Below are 25,200 nucleotides of genomic sequence, written 5' to 3' on the forward strand. Positions count from 1 at the left end.
ACGATACGCTATTTGTCCCCAAAAGCTCAATTTGAGTTAAAAACGAAGCAAATAGCGTACCGTAGTTCCACTTGCAGAGAAAAAGTCGCTATTTTGCCCAAATAGCGCCCTCTAGTTCCGTTTCACTTGAAACGACCGTCGTTTCTCGTCTACCAGCGTGCAAAATGGCATATTTACAGGAGAAATTTCATCAGAAGGGGATAACCCCCTTGAAATCTGATATCTTGTAAGACAGTACCAGTACTCTTAGCCGTACAATGTCATCCTACTAGCCAATTCTGCTTGCTCCTCGCTCACTCGTGCCAAGCGCTATCTTCTTCCACTATCCTCATATTGCGTCATCCATCACGATCCTTCCTCATCGCCCGCCTGTCAGCGTATTTTCTAGCTCCCATCCTTCTACATCCTCATTCATCACCTGGCTCATTCCAGTTCACTCCTCGTCCCCAACCCCACCATTTGTCTAACTGCCCAACAGCTTTATACACTCGACAGACACCTCATAAGCACTCCTCATCCCAAACTCATAATTTGTCTAACATGCCCAAGCTTTGCACGCTCCACACCTCACAAGCACTCCGCATCCCAAGCTCATAATTTGTCTAACATGCCCAAGCTTTGCACACTCCACACCTCACAAGCACACCTCATCCAACCCCACCATTTATCGAACTCTCCCAAACTTTACACACTCGACACCTCACAAGCACTCCCCATCCCAACCCCATCATTTATCCATCTCCATTCCCTTTGTGCTCCCCCTAAACAAGTCATGTTGAGACTAAGAGCCTCGTATACTATACTTTGATTAAGAATATGGACGGCGGTGAACTATGGAAGCGGAATACACCTTATATGAGCAGCAAATGGCAAGACAACTGAAACGCTGGGAAATCAGGCAGCAGATAACTCCGAATTTCGTGGAGAGGGCTTCCAAATCGGTCCAAACCGGGATTAATAATCTGATCCCCGACAAGGTTCACAAAACGATAACGGCAACGGTCAAAGGCATCATCCAAACGACCTTATTCGGCATCAATTATATTCCGGCGCAAGAGCCGCTCTATGATGTTTCTTTAGCAGACAGGGATGCGAAGGCAGAAGAGCTGTTATCTCTTTATAAAAAGATTGCCGCAGCCGAAGGCGCAGGGGCGGGAGCGGGAGGCATTCTGCTTGGACTCGCCGATTTTCCCATTTTGCTCGGCATTAAATTGAAATTTCTTTTCGAGCTTGCTCACGTGTACGGCTACTCGACCAAGGACTATAGGGAGCGTTTGTTTATTCTCTACGTTTTTCAGTTGGCCTTCTCGAGCCCGAAGAAGAAAACCGAATTGCTTAAAACGATCAAGAATTGGCATGTGATTTCGGATTCCTTTCCGCCTGCAGCAGCTTATTTGGATCAAGTAGATTGGCAGCAGCTGCAACAGGAATATCGGGATACGATTGATTTTCGCAAAATGCTGCAACTTATTCCCGGAATTGGCGCCGTTGTGGGGGCGTGGGCGAACTTTGGTTTGCTGGAGGAGTTGGGTGTGGCAGGGATGAATTGTTTTCGGCTGCGCAGGCTGCAGGATAAGGTAAACACCGGAAGCAAAGAACAGTAAGAGGGAAACCTCGATGTTTTTTGCTATGCCCGCAGTCCCGCGCCGGCAGTTCCGCACCAGCACTTCACCAGCACGATCGTGCCTTACTCTTCCTCGCCTAACCTTTCTCACGGTAATCCTAATGCCTTTTCTCCTCCAAGCCGTGCATCTTCGCCCTCCAAGCCGTGCATCTTCGCCCTCCAAGCCGTGCATCTTCGTCCTTCAAGCCGTGCATCTTCGCCCTCCAAGCCGTGCATCTTCGCCCTTCATGCCGTGCCCCTTCGTCCTTCATGCCATGCCCCTTCGTCCTTCATGCCATGCCCCTTCGTCCTTCATACCGTGCCCCTTCGTCCTCCAAGCCGTGCATCTTCGCCCTCCAAGCCGTGCATCTTCGCCCTCCAAGCCGTGCCTTTTCGCCCTCCAAGCCGTGCATCTTCGCCCTCCAAGCCGTGCATCTTCGTCCTCCAAGCCGTCCCCTTCATCCACCCTTCATCCTTCGTCCCCCTCATCCTTGTTCTTAATCATCCAGCCCCTTCTCTCTTGCTATCATCAACCCTTCACTTCTTCCCTCGCTCTTAAAAACCGCCACCTCCCAATCTCTAAATAATCTACCTCTAGCCTCTAAATGCCCTTACTTTGCTTATGTGTAATCAAGACCACGGAAGACTCATATGATAAGGAGAGAGCCAAACCGCCTCAACACCCTGATCTAGAATGTGATTATTTTCACATACTTTTCTTTCTCGGTTTGGTCATCAGATTTTACCGCGATTCATTAGATCATACAGAGATTCATCGGAGGAGAGGATGGTTTAGATGAAACCAGCGAAAGTGGTTATTCTGGGTGCCGGGTATGGCGGGATTGTTACCGCGATCAGGCTGCAAAAACTGATCAGAGCCGAAGAAGTGAAGGTCACTTTGGTAAATAAGCACGATTATCATTACATGACGACGCATTTGCATATGCCGGCTGCTGGAACCGATCATCATGAGAATGCCCGTGTTGCGATAAGTGAGCTTATAAATGAGCGGAAAATTCACTTCGTGAAATCGACGGTACAGCAAATTTTGCCTGAGGAGAAGAAGGTCATACTGGCTGATGAAACGCTCACCTACGATTACTTGGTTGTGGGCTTGGGCAGTGAGACCGAGACATTCGGCATCCCCGGCTTGCGGGAGCATGCGATGTCAATTAACAGCATTAATAGTGTACGATTCATTCGTCAGCATATCGAGTATATGTTTGCCAAATATAAGCTAACTTCCAAGCATAAGGAGTACCTGACTTTTGTTGTGGGAGGCGCAGGTTTTACGGGTACGGAGTTTGTTGGAGAATTAGCTGATCGCCTTCCGGTACTTTGCAGGACTTATGATGTGGATCCCGCCCTTGTGCAAATTATTAATGTGGAAGCCTCGCCTACGGCTCTGCCCCCGGGCTTGCCGCACGACCTGGTGGAATACGGCATGGAAGTCATGCGCCGCAAAGGGGTCCAGTATAAACTTTCTACCGCGATCAAGGCTTGCGAGTCGGACGGTGTGCTGTTAGGAGACGGGCAATTTATTCCTGCGGGAACGATTATTTGGTCGGGAGGCGTTCGTGGCAATTCTTTGCTTCAGCAGGCCGGATTTGATGTGCAGCGCGGTCGTGTTCGAGTGGATGACTACTTGCGCTCCTTCCAGTATCCCGACGTGTTTATTACGGGTGATTGCTCTATTGTTATGAGCCCGGAAGGAATGCCTTATCCGGCCAACGCCCAAATTGCGGTCCAGCAGGGCTGCAATACAGCCCGAAATTTACTTTATACCTTGCGAGGAAAGCCGCTGCGACCTTTTGCTTATGATTACAAGGGGACGGTAGCTTCGTTAGGCAGGGGGGAAGCCGTAGGCATTCTGAAAGTGAAGAAGGTGAAAGGGAAATTCGCTGCTTTGATCAAAAAAGTGATTGATGCTCGCTATTTATTTCTGATTGGCGGCATTCCCTTGGTGTGGAGAAAAATGATTTTCAAACAAAAAATAACGACACGCAATCATCATGTCAGAAGTTAATGTCAAAAAAGCTGCCGCTGAGGTAGCTTTTTTTTGTTAAAAAGCTCCAGATTAGCGAAATCCGAAGAGAATAGAAGTAAAACAAAGATTTAAATCGTTGTAAGCGAATTTATGAGTGTTTGAGAGGATGGAATTCAGCTTTTTAAGACTTTTCAATCCTTTACTATGGATAAAGAAGAGAGTAGTATTCAGAACGTACGTTACAACTGAATATTTCGCTTAATTTTCTTGATAGAAAAGCGGGGGAACCAATGGTTTCAACGGGGTGAGTAAGGTCCGTTCTTATGCGACCTTTAGGGCAGATTTCTCGCGGCCCGAACCCGACAGCTAACCTCGTAAGCGATCGTGAGAAAGGAGAACATGTGGCTAAGCACAAGGTCGATCCTTGTGTTTTTTTGCGTCCTAAATGGGAAAAAAGTACTCAACACTAGGTTAATTTGGGGGAATTTCGCAGCATGACAAGTGATTCACTGAAAAAAATTGTATTCGGCAAGCCGCTCAAATCGGCAGAACTCGAATCTGAGAAAATGCAGGTCTGGAAGGCACTACCTATTCTATCTTCAGATGCACTCTCATCGGTAGCATATGGTACGGAACAGATTTTACTTGAGCTTGCAACTGTCGGGATTGCCGCTTTTGCGTTCTCATTGCCGATCGCAATCTCCATTATTGCGCTGATTACGCTGCTTGTTCTCAGCTATCGCCAAGTGATTGAGGCCTACCCTATGGGTGGTGGCGCCTACATGGTTGCCAAAGAAAATTTAGGCATGGTATGGGGGAGACTCACCGGGGTCTCGCTGCTTATTGATTATACGTTAACCGTCGCAGTCTCGATTTCGGCCGGTGTGACGGCGATTACTTCGGCTTTTCCGATTACGGTACCTTATATTATACCCATTGCGTTAATCCTTGTTTGGTTGATGGTTTGGCTTAATTTGCGAGGCACATCTGAATCAGGCACCGTTTTTGCGATTCCGACTTACTTTTTTATCTTTTGTATTTTATTGCTGATCGGCAAAGGGATTTATGATATGCTGAGCGGCTCGATGAATATGCATGCCATTCATTTCGCACCAAGCTCGATGACGAGTTCTTTAACACTGTTCGTGATCCTCAAAGCTTTCTCTTCTGGTTGTTCGGCCGTGACAGGAATCGAGGCGATTTCTGATGCGGTACCGCATTTCCGTACACCGTCCGTGAAAAATGCCAAGCGCACACTCGCTTCGCTAGGGACTCTACTGGCGATTGTATTTGGCGGCGTGACCTTGCTCAGCTTGGGCTACGGGATTGTGCCTGATCCGCACGGACATACATCGGTGTTGTCGATGGTGACGGAGCAAGCCTTCGGGCGTGGTACGCTGTATTTTGCCACACAAATTGGCACTATGCTGATCTTGGTGTTAGCGGCCAATACGAGCTTCAACGGCTTCCCGATTTTGGCGTCCATTATGGCTCAAGACAAAAACTTTCCACGCATGTTCTCCTACCGGGGAGACCGCTTGTCCTTTCATTACGGGATTGTCACATTAGGGGTTCTGGCTAGCATTCTTTTGATTATTTTCAAAGGCAAGACCGATGCACTTATTCCTTTATATGCCATTGGCGTCTTTTTATCTTTTACATTGGCTCAAAGCGGCCTGGTCCGCAAATGGTTGAGAGAACGCGTGAAAGGCTGGGTCGGCAAATCACTTATTAATGGTTTAGGAGGCATTGTCTCTTTTGCCGTGCTGCTGATCTTTTGTTTCACCAAATTCAGCGAAGGCGCTTGGATCGTCATTATTGTGACGCCAATCCTGCTCTGGCTCATTACGAAGGTGAGTCATCATTACGATGACGTTGCCAAACAACTGCGCATTGATATTGAGCATGAGCGTGTTTGCACCAAAGAGCCTGTGATTATCGTGCCTGTTGCGGGAATTCACCGCGTTGTTGCGCAATCTTTGAACTATGCCAAATCCTTATCTCCTAACGTCATAGCTTTCTATGTATCGTTCTCAGACGAGGATGAAGAAGCGATGCAGGAGAAGTGGGATAAATGGGACCCTGGCGTTCGTCTCGTTGTGTTCAAATCACGTTACCGGACGATTCTGAAGCCGCTGGCTGAATTCATCGAACGCATTGATACCCATGTCTCGGATAAACAATCCATTATGGTGATCCTGCCCCAATTTATGCCCAAAAAATGGTGGCACCGATTGCTCCACAATCAGTCTGCTGCGCGTATTCGTTCCAAACTCCAATCGGACAAAGATATCGTTGTCGCAACAGTACCCTATCATTTGCATGAGTAGAGTTGTACAATAAAGGGGAAAACTGTGTGAGAAATAGAACAGAGGTGAACCCGTTATGGCAAAGAAAAAATGGTCGTCTACAACCGCTGATACCAGTGTGCAAGATAAACCAGCAACGCTAAAGGACTTACTGCGCCCAGAAATTCTGGAGGGGCTGAAAGCTCAAGCAGATGCAATGAAAGCGGAGGAACAAGCGCGCAAGGATGCGATCCGAGCTGAGGCAGAAGCTGCACGCAAGGCGGAGGAGAAACGGCTGGAGAACGATTTTGGACACCTGCTCGAGAAGAGCAGCCTGGACTGGAGAAAGCACAAATGAGGGAGCGCAGATTGTGCTTCCTCTTCTTTCTATTTGCGATGATTGCGCTATCAAGCTGCGAGGCACGCAGTTCGCACACAGCTTCTGTTCCAACAACAAAGACAGCCCCTGACGCAACATCAGGGCTGGTGCCAAAACAGACATCAGAGCAGATGCCCAAACAAGCATCAGAGCAGGTGCCAAAACAAATATCAGAGCAGGTACCCAAACAAACATCAGAGCAGATACCCAAACAAACATCAGATCAGATACCTGCTCCAACTACAGACCGCACACCGAGCCAAGCTTTAGAGCCTACACTGGAATTAAACACACAGGCCCATACTGTTGAGCCTACACCAAGACTGCCTTCTGAATTTACGTCATCCTTATCCACGTCTGCGTTGACAGCGCTAATCGACCGTTATAGCAAAGCGGTCCCGAAGAAGTGGGGTGAGCAAGTTTCTGGAGTACGGACACATCTGGTGACAAAAGAAAAAGCAATAGCGCTGACATTTGATGCATGTGGCGGCAAAGAAGGCAGCGGATATGATGAGAAGCTGATCAACTATTTGATCAAAGAACATATTCCAGCTACCTTATTTGTTAATTCCAGATGGATCATTGCGAATCCAGACACCTTTACCAAGCTCGCTGCAAATCCCCTATTCGAGATCGAAAATCACGGGACCGAGCATCGGCCCTTATCTGTCAATGGGAAGCCTGCTTATGGCATCGCAGGGACGAAAAACGTGAGCGAAGTCATTCACGAAGTGATCGACAATGCGGACCGGATTGAGCAGCTGACAGGGCGGCGGCCTGTATTTTTTCGCTCAGGCACGGCTTATTACGATGATGTCGCCGCAGCGATCGTTCACGATTTGGGCGCCCAGCTGGCAGGCTACAATGTCCTAGGAGATGCAGGTGCGACGTACAACACCGATCAGGTCTACCATGCACTAATGAAAGCAAAGAGCGGTTCCATCATTCTCGCGCACATGAACCACCCCGAAAAAGACACAGCAGAAGGCGTCATCAAAGCAATCCCTGACTTGCAAAAGGCAGGCTTTCAATTCGTCCAGCTTTCTACATATCCGTTAGAGTAGAAAGCAACCTCATTCCGCACAAAAGAAAGCTGAGCCTGCCGAAAAAGCAGTCTCGGAGGTGGAAAAGCTGCTACTGCCGCTGAGCCTGCCAAAAAGGCCGGCTCAAGCTCGGAAACGGCTCAAAACCGACCAAAGTCGCACTGAGCCTGCCGAAAAGGCCGGCTCAAGCTCGGAAAAGGCTCGAAACCGACCAAAGTCGCACTGAGTCTGCCGAAAAAGCAGTCTCGGAGGTGGAAAAGCTGCTACTTGCCGCTGAGCCTGCCAAAAAGGCCGGCTCAATACGCGAAAGCACCCACCCCGCGCTCTTATCTTCTTTTCATCTCGAAAAATTCACATGCATCGCGATCATAGTACGTCAAATCGCTGACACGCGTTTGCACGACAATCGTTTTCTCGCTGAAACGGAGGATGATGGCATTCGTATCGACGATATGATCATCTTTGAAAATGCGGACAGGAGCCTGTCGATCCATGGCTTCCTGAAAATCGACATTCGTTACTAAACGCTGATTACTAGCCATTGTGGTACATGCCCCTTACTTGTTTAAAATAGTTCCTTTATTGTACCACAAGGTGCCTGTGAACTCCCGAAATGCGCGAACGCCTACGCCTAGCCGAGCATATAGTGTAGCACCAAGTGCTGCTTAGGCAGAGAGGATGCGTGATTCGAGTGGAGATTCAATTATTGCCGATTCATTGGGTCTATCTCGTATTTATTGGCTTTATTCTTGCGCTTTTGATCAAGCGAAGAGATACAACGATGATTTGTGTAGTCGGTATATTTGCTCTGGGCTTACTGGCAACTGAAACGTTGAGCGGCTCGGTGTCCGGAATTTTCAACAGCTTTCTGTATGCAACGAAAGAACTGATGGGTACGATCATGATTATCTCCATTGTTGTGGCGATGAGCAGGGTACTCATTCGAACGGGCATCAATGAAGCGATGGTAGCCCCATTGACGCGGTTTCTGCGAACACCGGCACTCGCTTTTTGGGGAATTGGGATCATCATGATGGTGACCTCATGGTTTTTCTGGCCTTCACCTGGAGTGGCCTTGATTGGAGCGGTTCTGCTTCCGGTGGCGGTTCGTGTTGGTTTGCCTGCACTAGGCGCAGCGATGGCGATGAACTTGTTTGGTCATGGGATTGCACTATCGGGAGATTATATTATTCAAGGAGCGCCCAAGCTAACAGCAGATGCAGCCGGATTGCCGGTTAGCTCGGTCATGGAGGCCAGCATTCCACTTGTGATCGTGATGGGGCTGGTGACGACGGTCACGGCATTTTGGATGATGCGCCGGGATATTAAGAACGGAACCTGGCGGGATGGTCTTGTAGCAAGCGGCACAGGGGATAGCGGCTCGCTCCTTGCCTCAGACGAAAAAGCGAAGGTTAGCTTAACGCCAAAGGTGAAAAAGACACTGGCGATCCTTATCCCGCTGCTTTTCGCTTTGGACGTCGTGGCGATGTTCGTACTCCATCTGCAAGGCGGAGATGCCACCGCGCTCGTGGGCGGCACTGCTGTGTTCATCTTGATTGCAGTAACGCTGCTCGCGCACCGCAATCAAGGTCTGGAACAAACGACTTCTTACCTCATCGAAGGTTTTGTATTCGGTTTCAAAGTGTTCGGCCCCGTTATTCCGATCGCGGCCTTTTTCTACCTTGGCGACTCGGCGTTCACGGAGCTCTTCGGTAAAATACTACCCGAAGGGTCGCACGGGATCGTGAACGATCTCGGCGTCGCACTGGCGGGGCATGTACCCCTGAACGGCGCGGTTGGCGCCGTGACGCTCACTGTCGTCGGCGCGATTACCGGCCTCGACGGTTCCGGCTTCTCTGGCATCTCCCTCGCGGGCTCGATTGCCCAGCTCTTCGCGACGGCAATCGGCTCTGGCGCGGCTGTGTTAACCGCGCTCGGGCAAGTGGCCGCCATCTGGGTCGGCGGCGGCACCTTGATTCCGTGGGCACTCATTCCGGCCGCGGCGATTTGCGGCGTCAGTCCGTTCGAGCTTGCTAGACGGAATCTGAAGCCTGTACTCTTCGGCCTCGGCGTGACGACGGTCGTGGCGATGTTTTTGGTATAAACGGAGTAAGCATACAGCGGCAGTTCTGGGCATGTTATTTCCTAGGCAGCTGCTGTGTGCTTTTTTATTGTCTTTCGAAATCAGCGATATTTCGAGACAGGTGCAGGTAGGATCTCCTGCGTTGGAGACAATGGACGGAAACCACGCGGAATCGGAGTTGCCTATTGTCCACTTGAAGCAGTAAGCTTACAGAACAGATGAATCTAGGAAGTTGGAGATGAGGCAGATGGAAGCTAAATTTTGTATGACTTGCGGAGCCGCAATGGAATCGCGCGATGTGGATGGCACGGTACGCAGAGCCTGTACGGTTTGCAGCTTTGTGCATTGGGGCAACTACAGCATTGGGGTGGGTGCGCTGGTGATGAAGGATGAGAAAATTCTGCTTGTACGCAGAGCGCAGGAGCCAGGCAAGGGCCGATGGACGAACCCCGGCGGATACATCGAGCAGCATGAGCTGATTCAAGAGACGATTGTGCGCGAGGTGATGGAGGAGTGCGGTGTTAGGGCAGAAGTCACACGCTTGGTTGCAGTGCGCGATTTGCCTAGAAGCATACATAATGTTTACATTGCATTTGAACTGGATTATATCAGCGGAGAGCCTACTCCGGACGGTGTTGAAGTGGATGCGGCTGGCTTCTTTAGCTTGCAGGAGATGGAGACTATGCCAGTGGCCGATTTTACACGTTGGCTCATTGATGTAGCTCTCCATTCCACACAGGCCGGACTCGTCGAAGACGAAGACCCCATTATCCAAATGGATGGATATGGCTTGTATCGCGTACCGAAGGTGTCTGCTCAATGAGTGGGCCCATTGGACTCAGAGGCCATCACTTGCTTTGTCTATTGGGTTACCGGGGCATGGGGTACTCCAAAGAATTTTGCGAGAATATGACCGAAGTTTATGAAACACTGCGCCAGCAGCCGGAGACGATCATAGAAGTCGTTCTTGGACCCGACGATCTCTGCGCAGCTTATCCAGCGAACGAAGTCGCGCATTGTGAGAACAGATCGGTCTATGAACGGGATGCGGAAATCGTGGAAAGGCTTGGCCTGCAGGTAGGCATGAAGCTCAGTTGGTCGGAGGTTTGCGGCCAAGTGGCCGATTTTGTGAAGCCGGGGGATATCGGCCAGCTTTGCGCGACATGTCGTTGGGAGCCTTATGGCGTATGTGCGGAAGGTGTGCGCTTGATCGGGGAAGGCGGCGAATTGCCGCCTGTGCCGCAGAATAAATAAAATTTTCCGACCCAAAAAAAAAAAGCTGCCCTCAAGTAGTTTTATCTACTTATAGGACAGCTCTTTTTTTAGGCAAAAACACTCAGATCGGAGCCCATTTCCAGCTTTTCTTCCGGAGAAGAAAGCACATTGGCAACCATTAGAAGATCGTCGACAGGGCGAAGGAGCGACCGAAGTAGACGACTGTCCCGCTGCTCAGGCGCAAGCCACATCTCCGCTTGATCTTGATCGAGGATCGCAGGCATATGGCGATGATAAGGGGAGACCAGAGAGTTGGCATCCGTCATCAACATCATACAGGTACGCATTTCCTCTTGGCCGGACGGAGCTTGCCACACATCGTACAGACCTGCGATGCCGAACGTGCCGCTGCGCATTTTGAACCTAGTCCACTGGGTTTCCTTACCTTCTGTCACACTCACATAAAAGCTGCTGCACGGAATAATGCAACGCTGCTTTCTAACGATACGCTCGAATACGTGATTGGAGAAGATCGAATCGCGATCCCCGCAGACGGCATCCTTGGCCCAGAACGGCATTAATCCCCAACGGAATTCATCAAGGAGACGTTCGCCCTTTTTGTTCATCATGACCGCAGAAACCGACTCCGTCGGCTTCACCTCATAACGATTGGAGCTGCAGGAGAGCAGCCGATCAATACGGAATTGCTTCATAATATCGTTAACGTCAGCAAGCATAGCTATGGAATGGCACATCGTTATCACCTCATTTGATTTTGGCTATTATTGGCGGAATTCACCAAAATCATGTATGAGGTTTTTTCTTTTTTTGCAATAAGGTCACTTAATTGAAAAGTATCTTATGTATTATAGTGAAAAATGCGCATGAATGCGGTTTTTTCCGTTTCTTTTGGCTACGTACAAGCACTCGTCCACCTGTTGGAACCAGGCCTTCTTCATCGTATTCCGATTATAGGGAGCGAGACCGATACTCATCGTTAAGGCTTGACCGGGCATCTCGGGGATTTCCGTTTCGCGAATGATTTGCATTAATTGTTCGCACACTTCCATTACTTCCTTATGCGATTTGCCCACGAACAGAACCGCAAATTCCTCACCGCCATAGCGGAAAGACATATCATCGGGTCCGAGCACTTCTTTCAGCAGGGAACCAATGGTTTTGAGCACAACATCCCCAACCCAGTGGCCGTAGGTATCATTAATTTTTTTGAAATTATCAATATCCATCAGCGCAAGCTCAAGGGGAGTATCGAAGGGCATATGTGAAATCAGATGATCCGTATGGTCTTGAAAAGAGCGGTGATTGAACAGTTCGGTGAGCGCATCAACTTTGGAAAGCCGATCGATCATCACATTTCGAATGAGCAGATCCTGCTCGCGAACGACTGATTCTTTGAGCAGCGTAATAAGGGCCAAGCCTTTATTCATGATAGCGAAACAGACGAGCGCCGTTGAGGTGACAACCGTTATGGAGACAATGACTTCATAAGGGGTAATCGTTATGTCATTATTAGCCTGGTTAAATAATAAGGCTATTAAACAAACCATGCCTAAACTATAAGCGAAGACAATATATTTTTTCTGAAAATAGATAGATGCCATAATAATAGGAATGCTAATTAATTCATAGCTTTTCGAGAGTTCAGGAATACAGATGATATAAATACTAACCGTGGTCATGGTCCATATAATCATGATAAAATCACTGTATTGTTTCAGATAGCGGACGGCCAGATAACCGGCTCCCATGAGGGAAAGCTGCAAGCAAGTCGGGATGACTTGAAATTGCATGAAGCTGGTGCGCCACTGTGCAGGCTGATCATACAAATCAAAGAAAAATCCAATCATAGCGGCTACTTCATAGATGAGCAGGATCCACCATAGAAGATGTATTAGCTTACGATTCCAAATATGATCATTCGCCGGAAGTTGTTCCATCGGAGGAAGGCCACTTTCCTTTCAAGGTAGCAGTTATTGGAAAAACGTTTTGTGCCTTATCAGATCATTGTAAAGAATAACACCCCATTTAGGCAAGCAATGAAAATAGAGAGTCATTCAGGAGGGCTATGGCAGTTCAAGGGTATATCCATGCATGGGAACATTATAAAGACGAGCTTGCTTTGTTGGATAAAAAGCTGGAGCTTCTATATAAACGCCGCCAAAAGCTAACCCCAGATCCGCAAACAGATTCGTTTCGTGGGATGTTTGTGTCCGAAGATGAATTCATCCGTTTGGTGGGCGGGATCGGCGAGCAGGCGGAGATCGACGAGGAAGAACGTCAGATTCTAGCAGCGATAGGGGACTTAGAGACGTTCGTAGCAGAGCGTCTGGACCAAAGCCGGGAAACCGGCGTGTTCCTTCCTCTGTCCTATATCACTTCAGTTTTCGGACTATCTCAGGTAGAAGAACGGTTCGTGATGCTCGGACTGGCTGTGGAGCTGGACCGCAAATACGAGCGGATTTTCGGCTTTCTGCAAGATGATTTGACCAGCAAAACACCGAATATCAGTTTGGCGCTGCAAATAGCCTGCAGCCATCCGGAAGAAATGCGGGCAGCACGCACTACCTTCATGGCTCCGGAAGGCAGACTGGCTCGCTATCTTCTTCACAGGGACGAGCAGCCAAACAGCAGTCAGTCGTTATTGTCCAGGCCGCTGCTGCTCGATAAGAGAATCATTACCTTCCTGATGGATTCCGGTGAAGTGGATCCGAAGCTGAAGCCGGCGGTTCAGATGGTTTACCCGGATGACGAGCTGGACCCTCTGCTCGTCCATGAGGATTTTCAACTGCGGCTGCGAGGCTTCATCGGCGAGATGCTGCAGTCGCCGGCAGCTGAGCGCAAGCGGCTCGCGTTCCACGTGTGGGGGAACGCGGGCGCCGGCAAGAAGCTGCAGGTCATGCACCTCAGCCGCTTCTTCAAGAAGCCGCTGCTGCTCGTTGATCTGGCGGACGTGCTTTTGCACGCCGTGAGCCTGGAAGAGCAGCTGAGCGTGATTATTCGCGAGGCGATCCTGCATCAGGCCGTGCTGTGCTTCACACGGCTGGAGGTGCTCTACCCAGAGGAGCCGGATTTGGCGGCGCAGCAGCGGCTCGGACGGTTTCACGAGCTGCTGGACGGCTACGGCGGCATGGTGTTTCTGCTCGCCGGGACGTACAACCGGCAGAGCTGGAAGTCCAAGGAGCGGCTGCTCCTTGAGCATGAACTGCAAGTGCCGGACGAGGGAGGGCGTGAGCGCCTCTGGACGGCATTCGCGCGCGAGCTTGGCGTGAGCGCGGATCTTGACTTCGCGGTGATGAGCGGCAAATTCCGCTTCACCCCGGGACAGATTCGCCGCGCGCTGACGCTGGCTCGCGGGTACTCCGCCTGGCAGGCGGGAGGGGAAAGCCCCGCCGCTGCGCCGCTGCGGGTCGATGCGCTCTACAAAGCATGCTACCAGCAGGTGCAGCATAAGCTGGAGCGCAAAGCGACGCGCATTGAGCCGCGCTACGGGTGGGAGGACATTGTCCTCCCGCCCGAGCAGAAGGATCAGCTGCGCAACGCTTGCAATCAAGTGAAATATCGCGGCGTCGTCTACGGCGATTGGGGCTTCGAGAAGAAGCTGGCCTACGGCAAGGGGCTCAGCATGCTGTTCGCCGGCCCGCCGGGCACAGGGAAGACGATGTCTGCGCAGGTTGTGGCCGGCGACCTGCAGCTTGAGCTTTACAAGGTTGATCTTTCGCAGGTGATCAGTAAATACATTGGCGAGACCGAGAAGAACCTGCACGAAATCTTCGAGGAAGCGCAGCTCAGCAATGCGGTGCTGTTCTTCGATGAAACCGATGCGCTGTTTGGGAAGCGCTCGGAAGTGAAGGATTCGCATGACAAGTATGCGAATATCGAAACGGCCTATCTGCTTCAGAAGATGGAGGAGTATCAGGGGATCACGGTGCTGGCGACGAATCTATTAAATAATATTGATGAAGCCTTTCTGCGGCGGATCAATTATGTCATTAAGTTTCCTTTTCCGGATAGTGAATACCGTGAAAAGATTTGGCAGGCGATGTTTCCGGCAGCAGCCCCTCTTAGCGACGACGTCGATTTCAAATACTTGGCGCAGCGCTATGAGATTGCTGGGGGAAATATTAAAAATGTGGTGGTTTCATCGGCATTTTTGGCTGCTGAAGCGGGTCAACCCATTCGCATGCAGCATATCATCAAATCGATCCGGCACGAATTGCAGAAATCCGGTAAAATTTTGGCTCGACAAGAATGGGAAGAGTATTGAGGCATAGGGCGATAGTATGAATGCAATGCAGCGTCATTAATGTGAGCACAACAGCGCTTCTCGGAGCGTGAAACGGAACTAGGGTACGCTATTTGCCTGAAAATGGCCTATTTCCAGTTGAAACGGAACTACGATACGCTATTCGCTTCCGTTTCCTTCTGAAACGTGCTTTTTGGAGCAATTAGCGTACTGTAGTTCCCTCGCTGCCCATTTCTCCTGATAACCCGCATATAGCGGATCTCAGTTCCCTTTCAGGCAGCGTTTAGGCACGTTTCAGTTTCCTTAGGCACCCTTTAGTCACCCTTCAGGCACCTTAGGCATATTCAGACATATCAAGCCTCCAATTCCACCGATTCAAGTGGTTTTGGAGGTTCTTTTGTCTACCTAAGAATTGGGCGGCACCAGGCATCAACCATGTTCAGGCAGAAAAATAAAATCTCATGTAAGGTATTTTCGATCTTTCACGAAACTCTTAAATAATCGCTATAGTCATCCTAGCAATTTGCAATTATAATAGAAAAAGGTACACAATGTGACATATTCCCCATAGTTTCAACACATGAAATAGGTATTTTGAGGCAGGAAGTGAATCCCATAGGCGATTATTCGGTAATTGCTGATGTAAGTGCATCTTTAATCAAGCTGCTTAGAGAAAACATGACCCCGGATCCCATTCCCCAACCAGAGATGATTGGGCTCGCTTCGCCTGTCGATAAAGGTGATTTCTACTTATCTCTTTATTTGTACAACATTCGCGAAAGCGGCGATAATCGTCGTACACATATGATTGCCCGAGGGACGAATGAAATTCAGTTTCCGCCTATGGTGGTTGATCTCAGCTTTTTGCTGACGGTACAATCCCCAGCCGAGCTTCAATCCAGAGCGTTGGATGAGCATCGGATCATAGGCAGAGCCATGCAAGTGCTTTATGATCATTCCGTACTTCGAGGTTCAATGACCGTAGGCACCCTAGCCGAGCAAGATGAAGAAGTGCGTATTGTGATGGACCCTCTTAAGGGAGAGAGTATGTTGAATTTATGGAATTTCGCTGAAACCCCTTACCGACTTTCAGTCAGCTACACAGTTGGGCCTGTTAACATTGATTCAACGCGCATTCGAACGACCAAAAGGGTTTCAGAAACCGATTTTCGTATCCAAGGTTAGGAGGGGTAGGTTGTGGACCATATTCGTGTATCGCAATTCAAAAACCGCGTCTCCCTTGTTGTGTACGTCATCGATGCAAGCACCTCCAAAACCCCACTTGGCAATACCACCACCGTTTATCTCGAAGGCACCCGTTCGAAAGCAATCAGCAAGTCGAACGGTTCCTATATATTCAATGATTTGCCGCCTGGTGATTATCGTTTAACCGTAAACAGCGAGTACTATTTTCAAGAACAGTCTCTGATCACCATAGGAACTGACAATTACATAGAGATTATTCAATTGAAGCCGCTTCCTTCTTATCCTTTTTCCCAAGGCATCGGGCTGATCCGAGCTATGCTGCAGAATGCGGCGGGTTCTCCGATACGGGATGCTCAGCTGCAGGCAACAATTCTGACTGAGGAATGTGCCCGGGCTCGATTAATGGTCGACCAAGCAGAAAAAGGCGCAATAGAAGTGACACTTGGTTCGTTTACAGGAACGATTGCCGCAGGTGATTCCTACATACTGCGTGGCCGAGGTGCCAAGCCTTCTGAGGAGTATATTCGTATCGCAGAGGTGCTGGAGCATCAGAAACGGTTTCGTTTAGAGCGGAAGCTGACCAAAGCCTTCACTAGAGGAGCCTTGCTGCTGCCTGTTCAAGAAACCCGCGTAACCGAACGGGGTGAGGTTGTTATCGCCTTTCGCGGAAATCGCGTGCAAGCCTTTCAAACAGAGCTAATGATTACCTATGGCACGGATCGCCGAGCGCTCACGAAGGAAGTTTTCGTCGCAGAAGGTACCACAACAAACCTTGGTATCGTTCGTCTCACCTAACCCTATTTAGTAGAATGGACACGTCCATCTTCTATACAAAATGACAAGCAGAAAGGAGAGAACTGGTTTCATGTCTATGGCCGTATTCATTTGCAAGAAGAGCCATCTGACTGAACTGGGGAACAATGGCTGACTATTTATCACCTGGAGTCTATGTGGAAGAGTTTGACAGCGGGGCACAACCGCTTGAGGGTGCAAGCACAAGTACGGCCGGGTTTATAGGGCTTGCGCAAAGAGGGGAAATTGAAGGTGTCCCCCAATTGGTTACAAGTGTAGCTGATTTCCATCGTTTATTCGGCAGCTACTTGTCAGAGAACGAATTTGGTGAGTACCGCTTCCTTTCTTATGCTGTTGAGCACTTTTACTTAAACGGGGGTTCCCGCTGTTATGTTATGCGCGTAGCGCCAACTGACGCTAAAGTAGCTAAGAACAAAGCGGACAGCAACAAAGAAGCTTCCATTCTAGAAATCTCATCCAAAAACCCTGGTACTTGGGGCAACCAAGTTCGCATCGTGGTTGTACCATCCAGCAAAGCCAAAACACAAATCTACGAAGTGCTTAGCGAAAAACAATACCGTGTGAAAAATAACGCGGGGTTCAACGTTGGCGACGTCGTGGCTTTCGAGGCAGCTGGCCAAAAGCAATACAACAAAGTCATCGCTTCCCAAGATAACATCATCGAGCTTGCTGAAGAGCTGGACGGCGATGTTGTGGATGCGGGTCTGCTTCCTTCCAAAGTGTTAACTACTTCTGAGTTCACGCTGCATGTTTTCTATGGCGATGAAGCTGAGACTTACGAGAAGGTATCTCTGAACATTTCCGCTGCCAACCATATCGAGAAAATCGTTTCCCGTTCCAACATCATCACGGTGAAGGATTTGACAGAAGGCAAGGATCTCGGCGCAATCGCTCCTTTTGAAGTGCTTTCCGGCGAGAACGAGTCGGTTGGCAAATTCCAAATCGCTTTGTCAGGCGGAAGCAACGGTTCCATCGCGCAAGTGACGCCTGATGTGTTCATGGGTGTAGACCGTGGTCCTGGCAAACGTACAGGTATCCAGTCTTTTATCGATAACGATGTCGTCAGCATCATTGCGATTCCGGGTGTAACAGAGCCTACTGTGCAATTATCCCTAGTTGCGCACTGTGAAAACTTGGGCAGCCGCTTTGCGGTTCTCGATATTCCGCGCGAGAAGACCAAAGTAGCGGATGTTATGACGCACCGCAATATTTTTGACAGCAGCTATGCAGCTATGTACAATCCTTGGTTGCAAGTTTTTGATCCATTAGATAAAAGAAACATTTACATCCCGCCATCCGGTTCTGTTATTGGGATCTACTCCCGTTCCGACCAAACACGCGGCGTTCAAAAAGCGCCTGCCAACGAAGTCGTTCGCGGCGCAGTTGGTCTGGATTGCCAATATAACAAAGGCGAGCAGGATATCCTGAACCCGCAAGGCGTAAACTTGATTCGTCATTTCGCAGGACAAGGTATTCGTGTATGGGGAGCCCGCACCACTTCTTCCAACGGTTTATGGAAATATGTGAACGTAAGACGTTTGTTCATCTTCATTGAAGAGTCGATCAAGAACGGCACGAACTGGGTTGTATTCGAACCCAATGATGAACAGCTTTGGGCTCGTGTACAACGGACCATCGATGCGTTCTTAACTCGTGTATGGAGAGACGGCGCCTTGATGGGGGGAAGTCCTTCGGAGGCTTTCTACATTAACATCGGGCGCAGTACGATGACGCAGGATGACATTGATAATGGTCGACTCATCTGTGTGATCGGGGTTGCTCCAGTGAAACCTGCCGAGTTCGTGATCTTCCGCATTACTCAGAAAACAAGAGAAGAATAGTTGAAACGTTAGATATTTTTCATATTAGGAAAGGGGTATTATATGGCTGGCGAACGTAGGGATCCATACCGCAATTTTAGATTTCGAATTGAAGTAGAAGGTATTCAGCAAGCTGGATTCAGTGAAATCTCTGGATTTGACGCTTCCCTTTCGGTAATTGAATACCGTGAAGGCAACGAAACGATTACGCCTCGGAAGCTTCCGGGACTTGCCAAATACGGCAACATTACGTTGAAATGGGGGGTTACTGACTCCATGGATATGTACAACTGGATGTCAGAATCCATTCAAGGCAAAATCTCCCGCAAAACGGTCACGATTATCGCGATCAACGAAGAGGGCGGAGATGTAGCGACATGGCAGGTTATCGAAGCATGGCCGTCCAAGTACTCAGCTCCAAGCTTCAAGGGAACTGGGAACGAAGTTGCGATCGAGAGCTTAGAGCTTGCTCATGAAGGCATGACGCGCACGAAGTAATGATAGGTTAGAGTAGGCGCCGGGACGTGAGTTCCGGTTCCTGACTCTTCTTTTTTTCAATCATACAAATAGCTAAGGAGGCACCATGATGGCTTTCAAAACGGAATACGAGTTCGAGCTGCCTAGAGGATATGTGGATGATAATGGTACGCTTCACAAGAGAGGCGTTATGCGACTTGCTACAGCCGCAGACGAAATTCTGCCCATGCGCGATCAACGCGTTCAGCAAAATCCCGGCTATTTAACGATTATTTTACTTACCCGTGTCATCACGAATCTTGGTGATTTGCGTGCCATTGATACTCGCGTAGTGGAGAAGTTTTTTACAGCGGATCTCGCTTTCCTGCAAAATTTCTATCGCCAAATTAATGAAATGGAAGTGCCAAGAGTACACACAAGCTGCCCGAAATGCGAGCATGAGTTTGATGTGGACGTGTCTTTTTTGGACGAGATGGCGGGGGCATAACGGGATATCCCATTGACAAGATCTATGAAGAAGCGGGTTTTATTGCTTACTATTTTCATTGGACACACGATGAAATCATGTCAATGGAGCACCGGGAGCGCCGAACGTGGTGTGAGGAAATCTCCCGCATCAACCGCAATTTGAACGACGATGGCAAGAAGCAGCCTGACAATCCATTTGATGTGTTCGGTAAGAGGTGAGTAAGACATGGATATGTTAAATTTTCATAATATCGGCGGGGCCTTTCGATTCGTGGTCGAGCTTGATGGCCTTATCGCTGCGGGCTTCTCGGAAGTAACCGGCATGAAGTCTGAGGTAGAAGTAAAGCCATTGTGGGAAGGCGGCGTGAATACGCACCCTCACTATATGGTTCAACATACCAAGTTTCCTAATATAGTTCTAAAAAGAGGGATGTCCAACTCCAACGAGCTTTGGGAATGGTATTATGCGGTCTCGCAAGGCAAAATTAAGCGGATGAACGGTTCCATCATTTTGAATAATGCGGAAGGCAATGAAATGTGCCGTTGGAATTTCTTTCGCGCGTTTCCCGTGAAATGGAATGGGCCTGATCTAAATGCAAGCAATGGCAATGTGGCCATTGAGTCGCTTGAACTGGTGCATGAGGGCTTGAAAACCATTTTCAAAAATTAAGTAACGTTAGCTAAAGCAAACCATAAAGGGGGATTGTTTATGAAATCTCGACAATCACATAAACCCCGTGGTAAGAGGAAAAAGGCCGCCCTTCTAGCCTCCGCTTCCTGCATCCCAGCTACTGGTCATGTAGGACGACAATCGAACCTTTTTGCAACTGGCGTTATGGGCAAGTATGGCTTTTGGCGCAATAATTATTTGGGGCTGTTGGCACTTATTTTTAACAAAAAGGGTCCGCTGAATAAGAAAGAATTAGCTGCTTTAACAGATACAAGTGCTCAAGCGTGGGTTATCCAGCTTCAATTGCAGTTAAACAACTTGCAGCATCCCGAATCGGCATCGCTAATCACGAAAAAACAAACCATCCGCCAATTACAGCAATTACTTGCGAATAGCGGATATCAGCTTCCTTCACCGAAGACAAGTGAACTACCTGCCAAACAAGCAGGCACAATGAAAGCTCATCAACAACAATTCGAGCCTACTCGCAATCCATCTAAGAACACCGGAACGAAATCCGGGTTCGTTAACAACGTTAATAAAGGAAGCTCACCACTCATTCAGCGCTCCATCGGGCAAATTGCCGCTTCTATCGGTATGTTGGCAAACAGCCGCAAGAGCAGTGCTGATGCGCAGTTACATAAGGTGAGCGGACCTCAACATACAAGTCTTTCAGCAAATTTCCAGCTCAAACGCATACAGCTGTCCCACAAAAGTGTGACCTCTAATGCTAAAGTAGTTAATCACGTTAAAGCATTTGGCAATACTTCACAATGGCTGGAACAATTTCAAGAAGGAAAGCCAAGCGCAGGCGCATTGGTAACAACCGAACCGAAATTGAGTCCCATAAGACCTCAACCTGCGAAGGAGCTTTCTTTTTTGCAGGAAGCGGGACTTTTGATGCATCAAGTGATTGGGCAGCAAATGCGCCCAACCAGCAGCCTCAGCAACCAGCAAGATCAATTGATTGCCGGGATTAATATTGAAGCCGTTACTGGCCGTATGACATTAGCACGATCAGCTCACAAGGGGTTGCCAAAGCTAGGGGAAGGTCCTTTTAGTGAAGGTGCTGCACCTGCAACTGTTCAATTTATTAAGAGCCTATTAGCTAGGCATATAGCGGAAGAGGCTGCGCCTTCTCCAGTGAATGCAATGCGCCAAGAAGTACCGATAAGCGACGATTCCAAAGCTAGTGGAATATCAGCCAAATCTTCAGCTAGAGGCTTTCTAAAAGGGAGTCATCGGCCATCAGCTATTCAAGCAGCTAGTCTGACATCAACGTTGCCTTTTGCTATGCAATCTGCAGCAACAAGGCCGCCTGCATCTAGGGAGAGCAGTCAGAGCACAACGCAAGTTTGGCGAAAGCAGATCGAACAAGCGAATGATCCTAAAGGGCAAGTGCAAAGCCAACAGCAAGATCACTTGGAAGTGCGAGCACGAGTGCAAGAAGAATTACTAGAGCAAGTGCAGCGCAGCACTCTTCTGCGAGAAGAGCACATACGGGAGCAACAACGGATACAAGAGCAAAGCAGCATGAATTTGCAGGAGCAGTTACAGAACTTGCATGAACGGTCGGAAGAGCAAGAGACTCAAAGGCAACAGGCGCAGGCGTGGGAAGTACGAAGACAAGAAGCGCAAGCGCAAGAGGTACAGGCACAGGAAGTACGTAGGCAAGAAGAACAGAAGCCAGCAATACAGGTGCAAGAGTTACGAGGACAAGAAGTACAGAAGCAAGAAATACAGGCGCAGGAAGTAAGAAGACAAGAAGAGCAGAAACAAGAGATACAGGCACAGGAAGTACGAAGACAAGAAGAGCAGAAACAAGAGATACAGGCACAGGAAGTACGGAGACAAGAAGAGCATAAACAAGAGATACAGGCGCAGGAAGTACGAAGACAAGAAGCGCAGAAGGAAGAAATACAGGCGCAGGAAGTACGAAGACAAGAAGCGCAGAAACAAGAGAAACAGGCACAGGAAGTACGAAGACAAGAAGAGCAGAAACAAGAGATACAGGCACAGGAAGTACGGAGACAAGAAGAGCATAAACAAGAGATACAGGCGCAAGAAGTACGAAGAGAAGAAACGAGTGAACAAGATAAACGCAGTGACGAAGTGCAAGGAACAGAACGGCAAAAGCAGCGAGAAGAACACCAGCAGCTCCTGAGACTGCAAGAGACTGAAAGGGCGACTACTCGGCCCCTCCTGCGTGCAGTTAGCAAGAAGGAGCAAGTGCAAGGCCTCGTTATGGGGAGTTTAATTCATAGGAAGTCTAGTGTGACGGAGAATGGCGTAGACACGGCGAGGAAAATCCAAAGCAATGAGCAATTGTTGCAGCAACTTGTTCAAAAACCAAGACAACGCTCTTCTAATGACTCATTAGTTAGAAGTACATATACAGATTTAATAGGTAAACCAGAGTTATTTTCCAAGGATTCCAAGATGATAGGGCGCAATCCGCGAGGGAGGCAGCCGCTCACACAGACAGGCTCACTGACCCTGGGAGATATCCAGTCGAAGAGTTTGTCTTCTGTGATATCTGCAAATGGGTCGGAAGCTAGTTCGCAGAAAGTGATCCCGACTAGTCCGAGTGAAGGTTATCTTGCCAGTGTTCAAGCAAGCAAGGTTGTACAAGAAGCTCAGCGTCTTTTTAGGACAGCATCGAACTTAAATCACAATGAAGATTTTCAGGCACCTAAAGTGCGTAGTGGTGAGGATTCCCAAAGTTTATCTTCTGAGATATCTGCAAAAATGGCGGAAAACAGCTTAGGTAAGGCGATTTCAACTACTCCGGCGCAAGGGTCTCGTGCAGGTGGAATAGCTAGGGATTTTGCGCAAGAGGCCGAGCGTCTATTCCGGTCTTCTGCCAAACGTGATGGTCAACAAGAAAGTCAAGAAATTGTAGACCGCAGGCAAACCGTCAGTCAAAATGAAAATCAGCGATTACCATCTTCCTCTAATAATACGGATGCGATTGATTTATCTGCTGAGATCTTGGCAAAAGTGGCGCAAAATGGTCTTCAACCAATAGATGATCCAAGTCCATTTGTAGGATATCGTGCTGGGCTTCAAGCCAGTAGTCATTTGCAGGATGTTGGACGTGTATTTCGCAAGGCAGCGGGTACGGAAAAACGGGATGTTGAGGGGCAGAAACAGCAATTGTTTCATGAAGAGCCCCAAAGTGGTTATGTGATTCCGTCGGTGAAGAGCACACCGACCTCTTTAGCAGATGAGATCGCTGCAAGAGCAGCTGTATCGAGCATGAATAAAACTGCTTCAAGCTTTTCGATAGCAGATGATGTTGAAGTCCATGCAGGACACAAAGCTTCGCGTAGATCGGGGCGATTGGGACCCAATATACAAGGAAATGAACTACGTAAAGCTTACCTTGCAGATGATTCGAGTTCTAGAACACGAAGCAATCCAGCTGCTAACAATTTGGCTGCGGAAATCGCTGCAAAGACAGCTGAAAGCAGCTTGAGGAAAATAAGCCCAAGTCTTGTTACGGAAGTAAGATCACTTAGTTTACAACGCAGGTTGCCAAATGATCAGGAGATAACTCCTTCTACTGTTCAAACTGCAAGGCGGCGTGCCCCCAAAGGGCAGACGGAAGAAAGTGCAACCGAGGCAGCGTCCACAACACGCCTAGCAGCAGAAGATCAGCACCTTCCGCAAACGATTTTAGAAAAAAACAATGAAAAGGCAAATCAACAAACGGCCAATACCGCTGTGGAAGTGGTTAGAGGAACAATGAGCCGTTCACCTGTAGAAATTATCAGAAGAACGGCTGAGCCTACGCGAGCGGAGCAGGTTAGACAACGTTTGAAGCAGGGGCAAGCGAGCTTAGTAAGTTTAGTAGGCCGGACGAGCTTCACCAATCGTCCAGGAGAGAATGAAGTTGGGAGTAAGCTACCAACTGAGGCGGCAAGAGCCAGACGAAGCAAGCGTCCGTCTGGCGAAGAAGTTTGGCGCGGGGCGCAAGTCGAGCATCTTCAGAGGCAGGCCAATGCTGCTGAACAAGAGCGCGAGCATCGCAAAGAGCAGGGTTCGGAGAATCTGCTGGAAGCCGAAGGCTTGCAGACAGATTGGGTGGAACGAACCATCAGGGCTAGAGTGAGCGCGCTGGAAGAAGAGCGCGCGCAAGGGGCACAGCCCGCTGCCGCTTCGCGGGCAGCCGAACCTGCCGGCGGCGCGCGGGCTGCGCTCGCGCCGATGGCTCGCCAGCCCGTAAGCATGACACCGCGTGTCATGCCGCTGCTGGCGAGCAGCGCAGGAGCGCTTCGCGCCGCTCCTGCGGGCCTAGCTGCGGCTTCGCCTGCCGCAGCGGCAACCCAACTGTCCGCCCGCGGGACGGGCAGTCTCACACAGGCGGCTTGGCCGAAGGCAGCCGCCGCAAGCACCGCAGCCGGCGCGCAGCGAAGCGCAAGCATGACCCACAGCAGCAGCCCAAGTCTGGCTGCTGCCATAACAGCGAAGCCGCTGAGCACGCAGGTGCAGCGGCAAGCGCAGAACGCCGGCGCATCAAGCCAAGGCGCGCTGGGAAGCGGCGTGATTGGCAGCAGCATAACGCAGGCGAGGCAGGACTACGCAGCCTCGCAGCAGCAACCGTCGATGCTGGAGCACAAACAGGCGCAAGCTGCGCCCATCGAGCAGAGCGCGCTAGCTGTAGCGCCGCTTGAGATGGACTGGCTGCGCGCCAAAGCCAGCGCAGACCAAGCGCAAGCTCCGGCTGCTCCTGTCCTTGAGGCAGCGCCGAAGCTCACAGAGGAGCAGCTGCAGGAGCTGATCAAAGAGCTCCCGCAGCTGGACATCGCCAAAATCGCGGACAAGGTGTACCGCGAGATCGAGAAGAAAATGAAGTTCGAACGGCAGCGTCGCGGACTATAA

General features: G+C 49.5%; 21 protein-coding genes and 1 riboswitch. Of the genes, 17 read left to right on the forward strand and 4 right to left on the reverse strand.

The features are described 5' to 3' along the window. Positions 1-833: 833 nt before the first annotated feature. Positions 834-1,604 (forward strand): EcsC family protein, encoded by a 771-nt coding sequence (locus BC351_RS07870; RefSeq protein ID WP_079410428.1) that lies wholly within the window; start codon positions 834-836, stop codon positions 1,602-1,604. A 311-nt stretch (positions 1,605-1,915) separates the two neighbouring features. On the opposite strand, the gene BC351_RS42105 is transcribed toward BC351_RS07870, so the two are convergent. Continuing rightward, positions 1,916-2,065 carry a hypothetical protein gene (locus tag BC351_RS42105; RefSeq protein ID WP_158082013.1) on the reverse strand — a complete coding sequence of 50 codons (150 nt, stop codon included), beginning with the start codon at positions 2,063-2,065 and terminating at the stop codon, positions 1,916-1,918. Positions 2,066-2,399: 334 nt separating this feature from the next. On the opposite strand from BC351_RS42105, the gene BC351_RS07875 reads away from it, so the two are divergent. The 4 genes from BC351_RS07875 (at position 2,400) to BC351_RS07890 (ending at position 7,321) form a co-directional block, all read left to right on the forward strand. Next, on the forward strand, positions 2,400-3,629 hold the full coding sequence (locus tag BC351_RS07875; protein ID WP_079410430.1) for an NAD(P)/FAD-dependent oxidoreductase: 1,230 nt from the start codon (positions 2,400-2,402) through the stop codon (positions 3,627-3,629). Positions 3,630-3,835: 206 nt separating this feature from the next. Next, positions 3,836-3,986: riboswitch (cyclic di-AMP (ydaO/yuaA leader) on the forward strand. A gap of 98 nt (positions 3,987-4,084) precedes the next feature. Continuing rightward, positions 4,085-5,920: an APC family permease gene (locus BC351_RS07880; protein WP_079410432.1), complete on the forward strand. Its 1,836-nt coding sequence runs from the start codon at positions 4,085-4,087 to the stop codon at positions 5,918-5,920. 55 nt (positions 5,921-5,975) lie between these two features. Next, positions 5,976-6,236: a YqkE family protein gene (locus tag BC351_RS07885; RefSeq protein ID WP_079410434.1), complete on the forward strand. Its 261-nt coding sequence runs from the start codon at positions 5,976-5,978 to the stop codon at positions 6,234-6,236. Beyond that, positions 6,233-7,321, forward strand: a complete 1,089-nt coding sequence (locus tag BC351_RS07890) for a polysaccharide deacetylase family protein (RefSeq protein ID WP_079410436.1) — start codon at positions 6,233-6,235, stop codon at positions 7,319-7,321. The genes BC351_RS07885 and BC351_RS07890 overlap by 4 nt, the downstream gene beginning before the upstream one ends. Before the next feature lie 305 nt (positions 7,322-7,626). Here the strand turns inward: BC351_RS07890 and BC351_RS07895 are convergent, their stop codons facing one another. Then, positions 7,627-7,842: a hypothetical protein gene (locus BC351_RS07895; protein ID WP_079410438.1), complete on the reverse strand. Its 216-nt coding sequence runs from the start codon at positions 7,840-7,842 to the stop codon at positions 7,627-7,629. A gap of 149 nt (positions 7,843-7,991) precedes the next feature. Here BC351_RS07895 and BC351_RS07900 point away from each other — a divergent pair, with 149 nt between their 5' ends. The 3 genes from BC351_RS07900 to BC351_RS07910 all read left to right on the forward strand — a co-directional run bounded on the left by BC351_RS07900 (position 7,992) and on the right by BC351_RS07910 (position 10,637). Next, positions 7,992-9,404: a hypothetical protein gene (locus BC351_RS07900; RefSeq protein WP_079410440.1), complete on the forward strand. Its 1,413-nt coding sequence runs from the start codon at positions 7,992-7,994 to the stop codon at positions 9,402-9,404. Between the two features lie 226 nt (positions 9,405-9,630). Beyond that, positions 9,631-10,206, forward strand: a complete 576-nt coding sequence (locus BC351_RS07905; protein ID WP_079410442.1) for an NUDIX domain-containing protein — start codon at positions 9,631-9,633, stop codon at positions 10,204-10,206. Beyond that, the gene (locus BC351_RS07910; protein ID WP_079410444.1) at positions 10,203-10,637 is read left to right on the forward strand and encodes a DUF1284 domain-containing protein; all 435 of its coding nucleotides are present in this window, start codon (positions 10,203-10,205) and stop codon (positions 10,635-10,637) included. Before BC351_RS07905 ends, BC351_RS07910 begins: the two co-directional genes overlap by 4 nt. Positions 10,638-10,705: 68 nt before the next feature. Here BC351_RS07910 and BC351_RS07915 read toward each other — a convergent pair whose 3' ends face one another. Beyond that, positions 10,706-11,353, reverse strand: a complete 648-nt coding sequence (locus BC351_RS07915; RefSeq protein ID WP_079410446.1) for an SOS response-associated peptidase — start codon at positions 11,351-11,353, stop codon at positions 10,706-10,708. 111 nt (positions 11,354-11,464) lie between these two features. After that, positions 11,465-12,556 (reverse strand): GGDEF domain-containing protein, encoded by a 1,092-nt coding sequence (locus tag BC351_RS07920; RefSeq protein ID WP_079410448.1) that lies wholly within the window; start codon positions 12,554-12,556, stop codon positions 11,465-11,467. Positions 12,557-12,684: 128 nt separating this feature from the next. On the opposite strand from BC351_RS07920, the gene BC351_RS07925 reads away from it, so the two are divergent. The 9 genes from BC351_RS07925 (at position 12,685) to BC351_RS07965 (ending at position 25,200) form a co-directional block, all read left to right on the forward strand. Continuing rightward, complete coding sequence (locus BC351_RS07925) at positions 12,685-14,883, forward strand: ATP-binding protein (RefSeq protein WP_079410450.1); 2,199 nt, start codon at positions 12,685-12,687, stop codon at positions 14,881-14,883. A gap of 585 nt (positions 14,884-15,468) precedes the next feature. Further along, a complete protein-coding gene (locus BC351_RS07930; RefSeq protein WP_244208920.1) occupies positions 15,469-16,047 on the forward strand; it encodes a Pvc16 family protein in 579 nt (192 codons plus the stop codon). Between the two features lie 12 nt (positions 16,048-16,059). After that, entirely contained in the window at positions 16,060-16,863 is an 804-nt protein-coding gene (locus tag BC351_RS07935; RefSeq protein WP_079410452.1) for a beta-sandwich domain-containing protein, read from the forward strand. A 125-nt stretch (positions 16,864-16,988) separates the two neighbouring features. After that, on the forward strand, positions 16,989-18,722 hold the full coding sequence (locus tag BC351_RS07940; RefSeq protein WP_079410456.1) for a phage tail sheath family protein: 1,734 nt from the start codon (positions 16,989-16,991) through the stop codon (positions 18,720-18,722). 42 nt (positions 18,723-18,764) lie between these two features. After that, the gene (locus tag BC351_RS07945) at positions 18,765-19,199 is read left to right on the forward strand and encodes a phage tail protein (protein WP_079410458.1); all 435 of its coding nucleotides are present in this window, start codon (positions 18,765-18,767) and stop codon (positions 19,197-19,199) included. Positions 19,200-19,287: 88 nt separating this feature from the next. Next, on the forward strand, positions 19,288-19,665 hold the full coding sequence (locus BC351_RS07950; RefSeq protein ID WP_057304095.1) for a hypothetical protein: 378 nt from the start codon (positions 19,288-19,290) through the stop codon (positions 19,663-19,665). Positions 19,666-19,685: 20 nt separating this feature from the next. Further along, entirely contained in the window at positions 19,686-19,865 is a 180-nt protein-coding gene (locus BC351_RS44075) for a DUF6760 family protein (protein ID WP_307449325.1), read from the forward strand. Between the two features lie 7 nt (positions 19,866-19,872). Further along, positions 19,873-20,316 carry a phage tail protein gene (locus BC351_RS07960; RefSeq protein WP_079410463.1) on the forward strand — a complete coding sequence of 148 codons (444 nt, stop codon included), beginning with the start codon at positions 19,873-19,875 and terminating at the stop codon, positions 20,314-20,316. A 39-nt stretch (positions 20,317-20,355) separates the two neighbouring features. Continuing rightward, a complete protein-coding gene (locus BC351_RS07965; RefSeq protein WP_079410465.1) occupies positions 20,356-25,200 on the forward strand; it encodes a hypothetical protein in 4,845 nt (1,614 codons plus the stop codon).

The sequence above is a fragment of the Paenibacillus ferrarius genome (genome assembly GCF_002027705.1).
In the GTDB taxonomy this organism is placed as follows: domain Bacteria; phylum Bacillota; class Bacilli; order Paenibacillales; family NBRC-103111; genus Paenibacillus_E; species Paenibacillus_E ferrarius.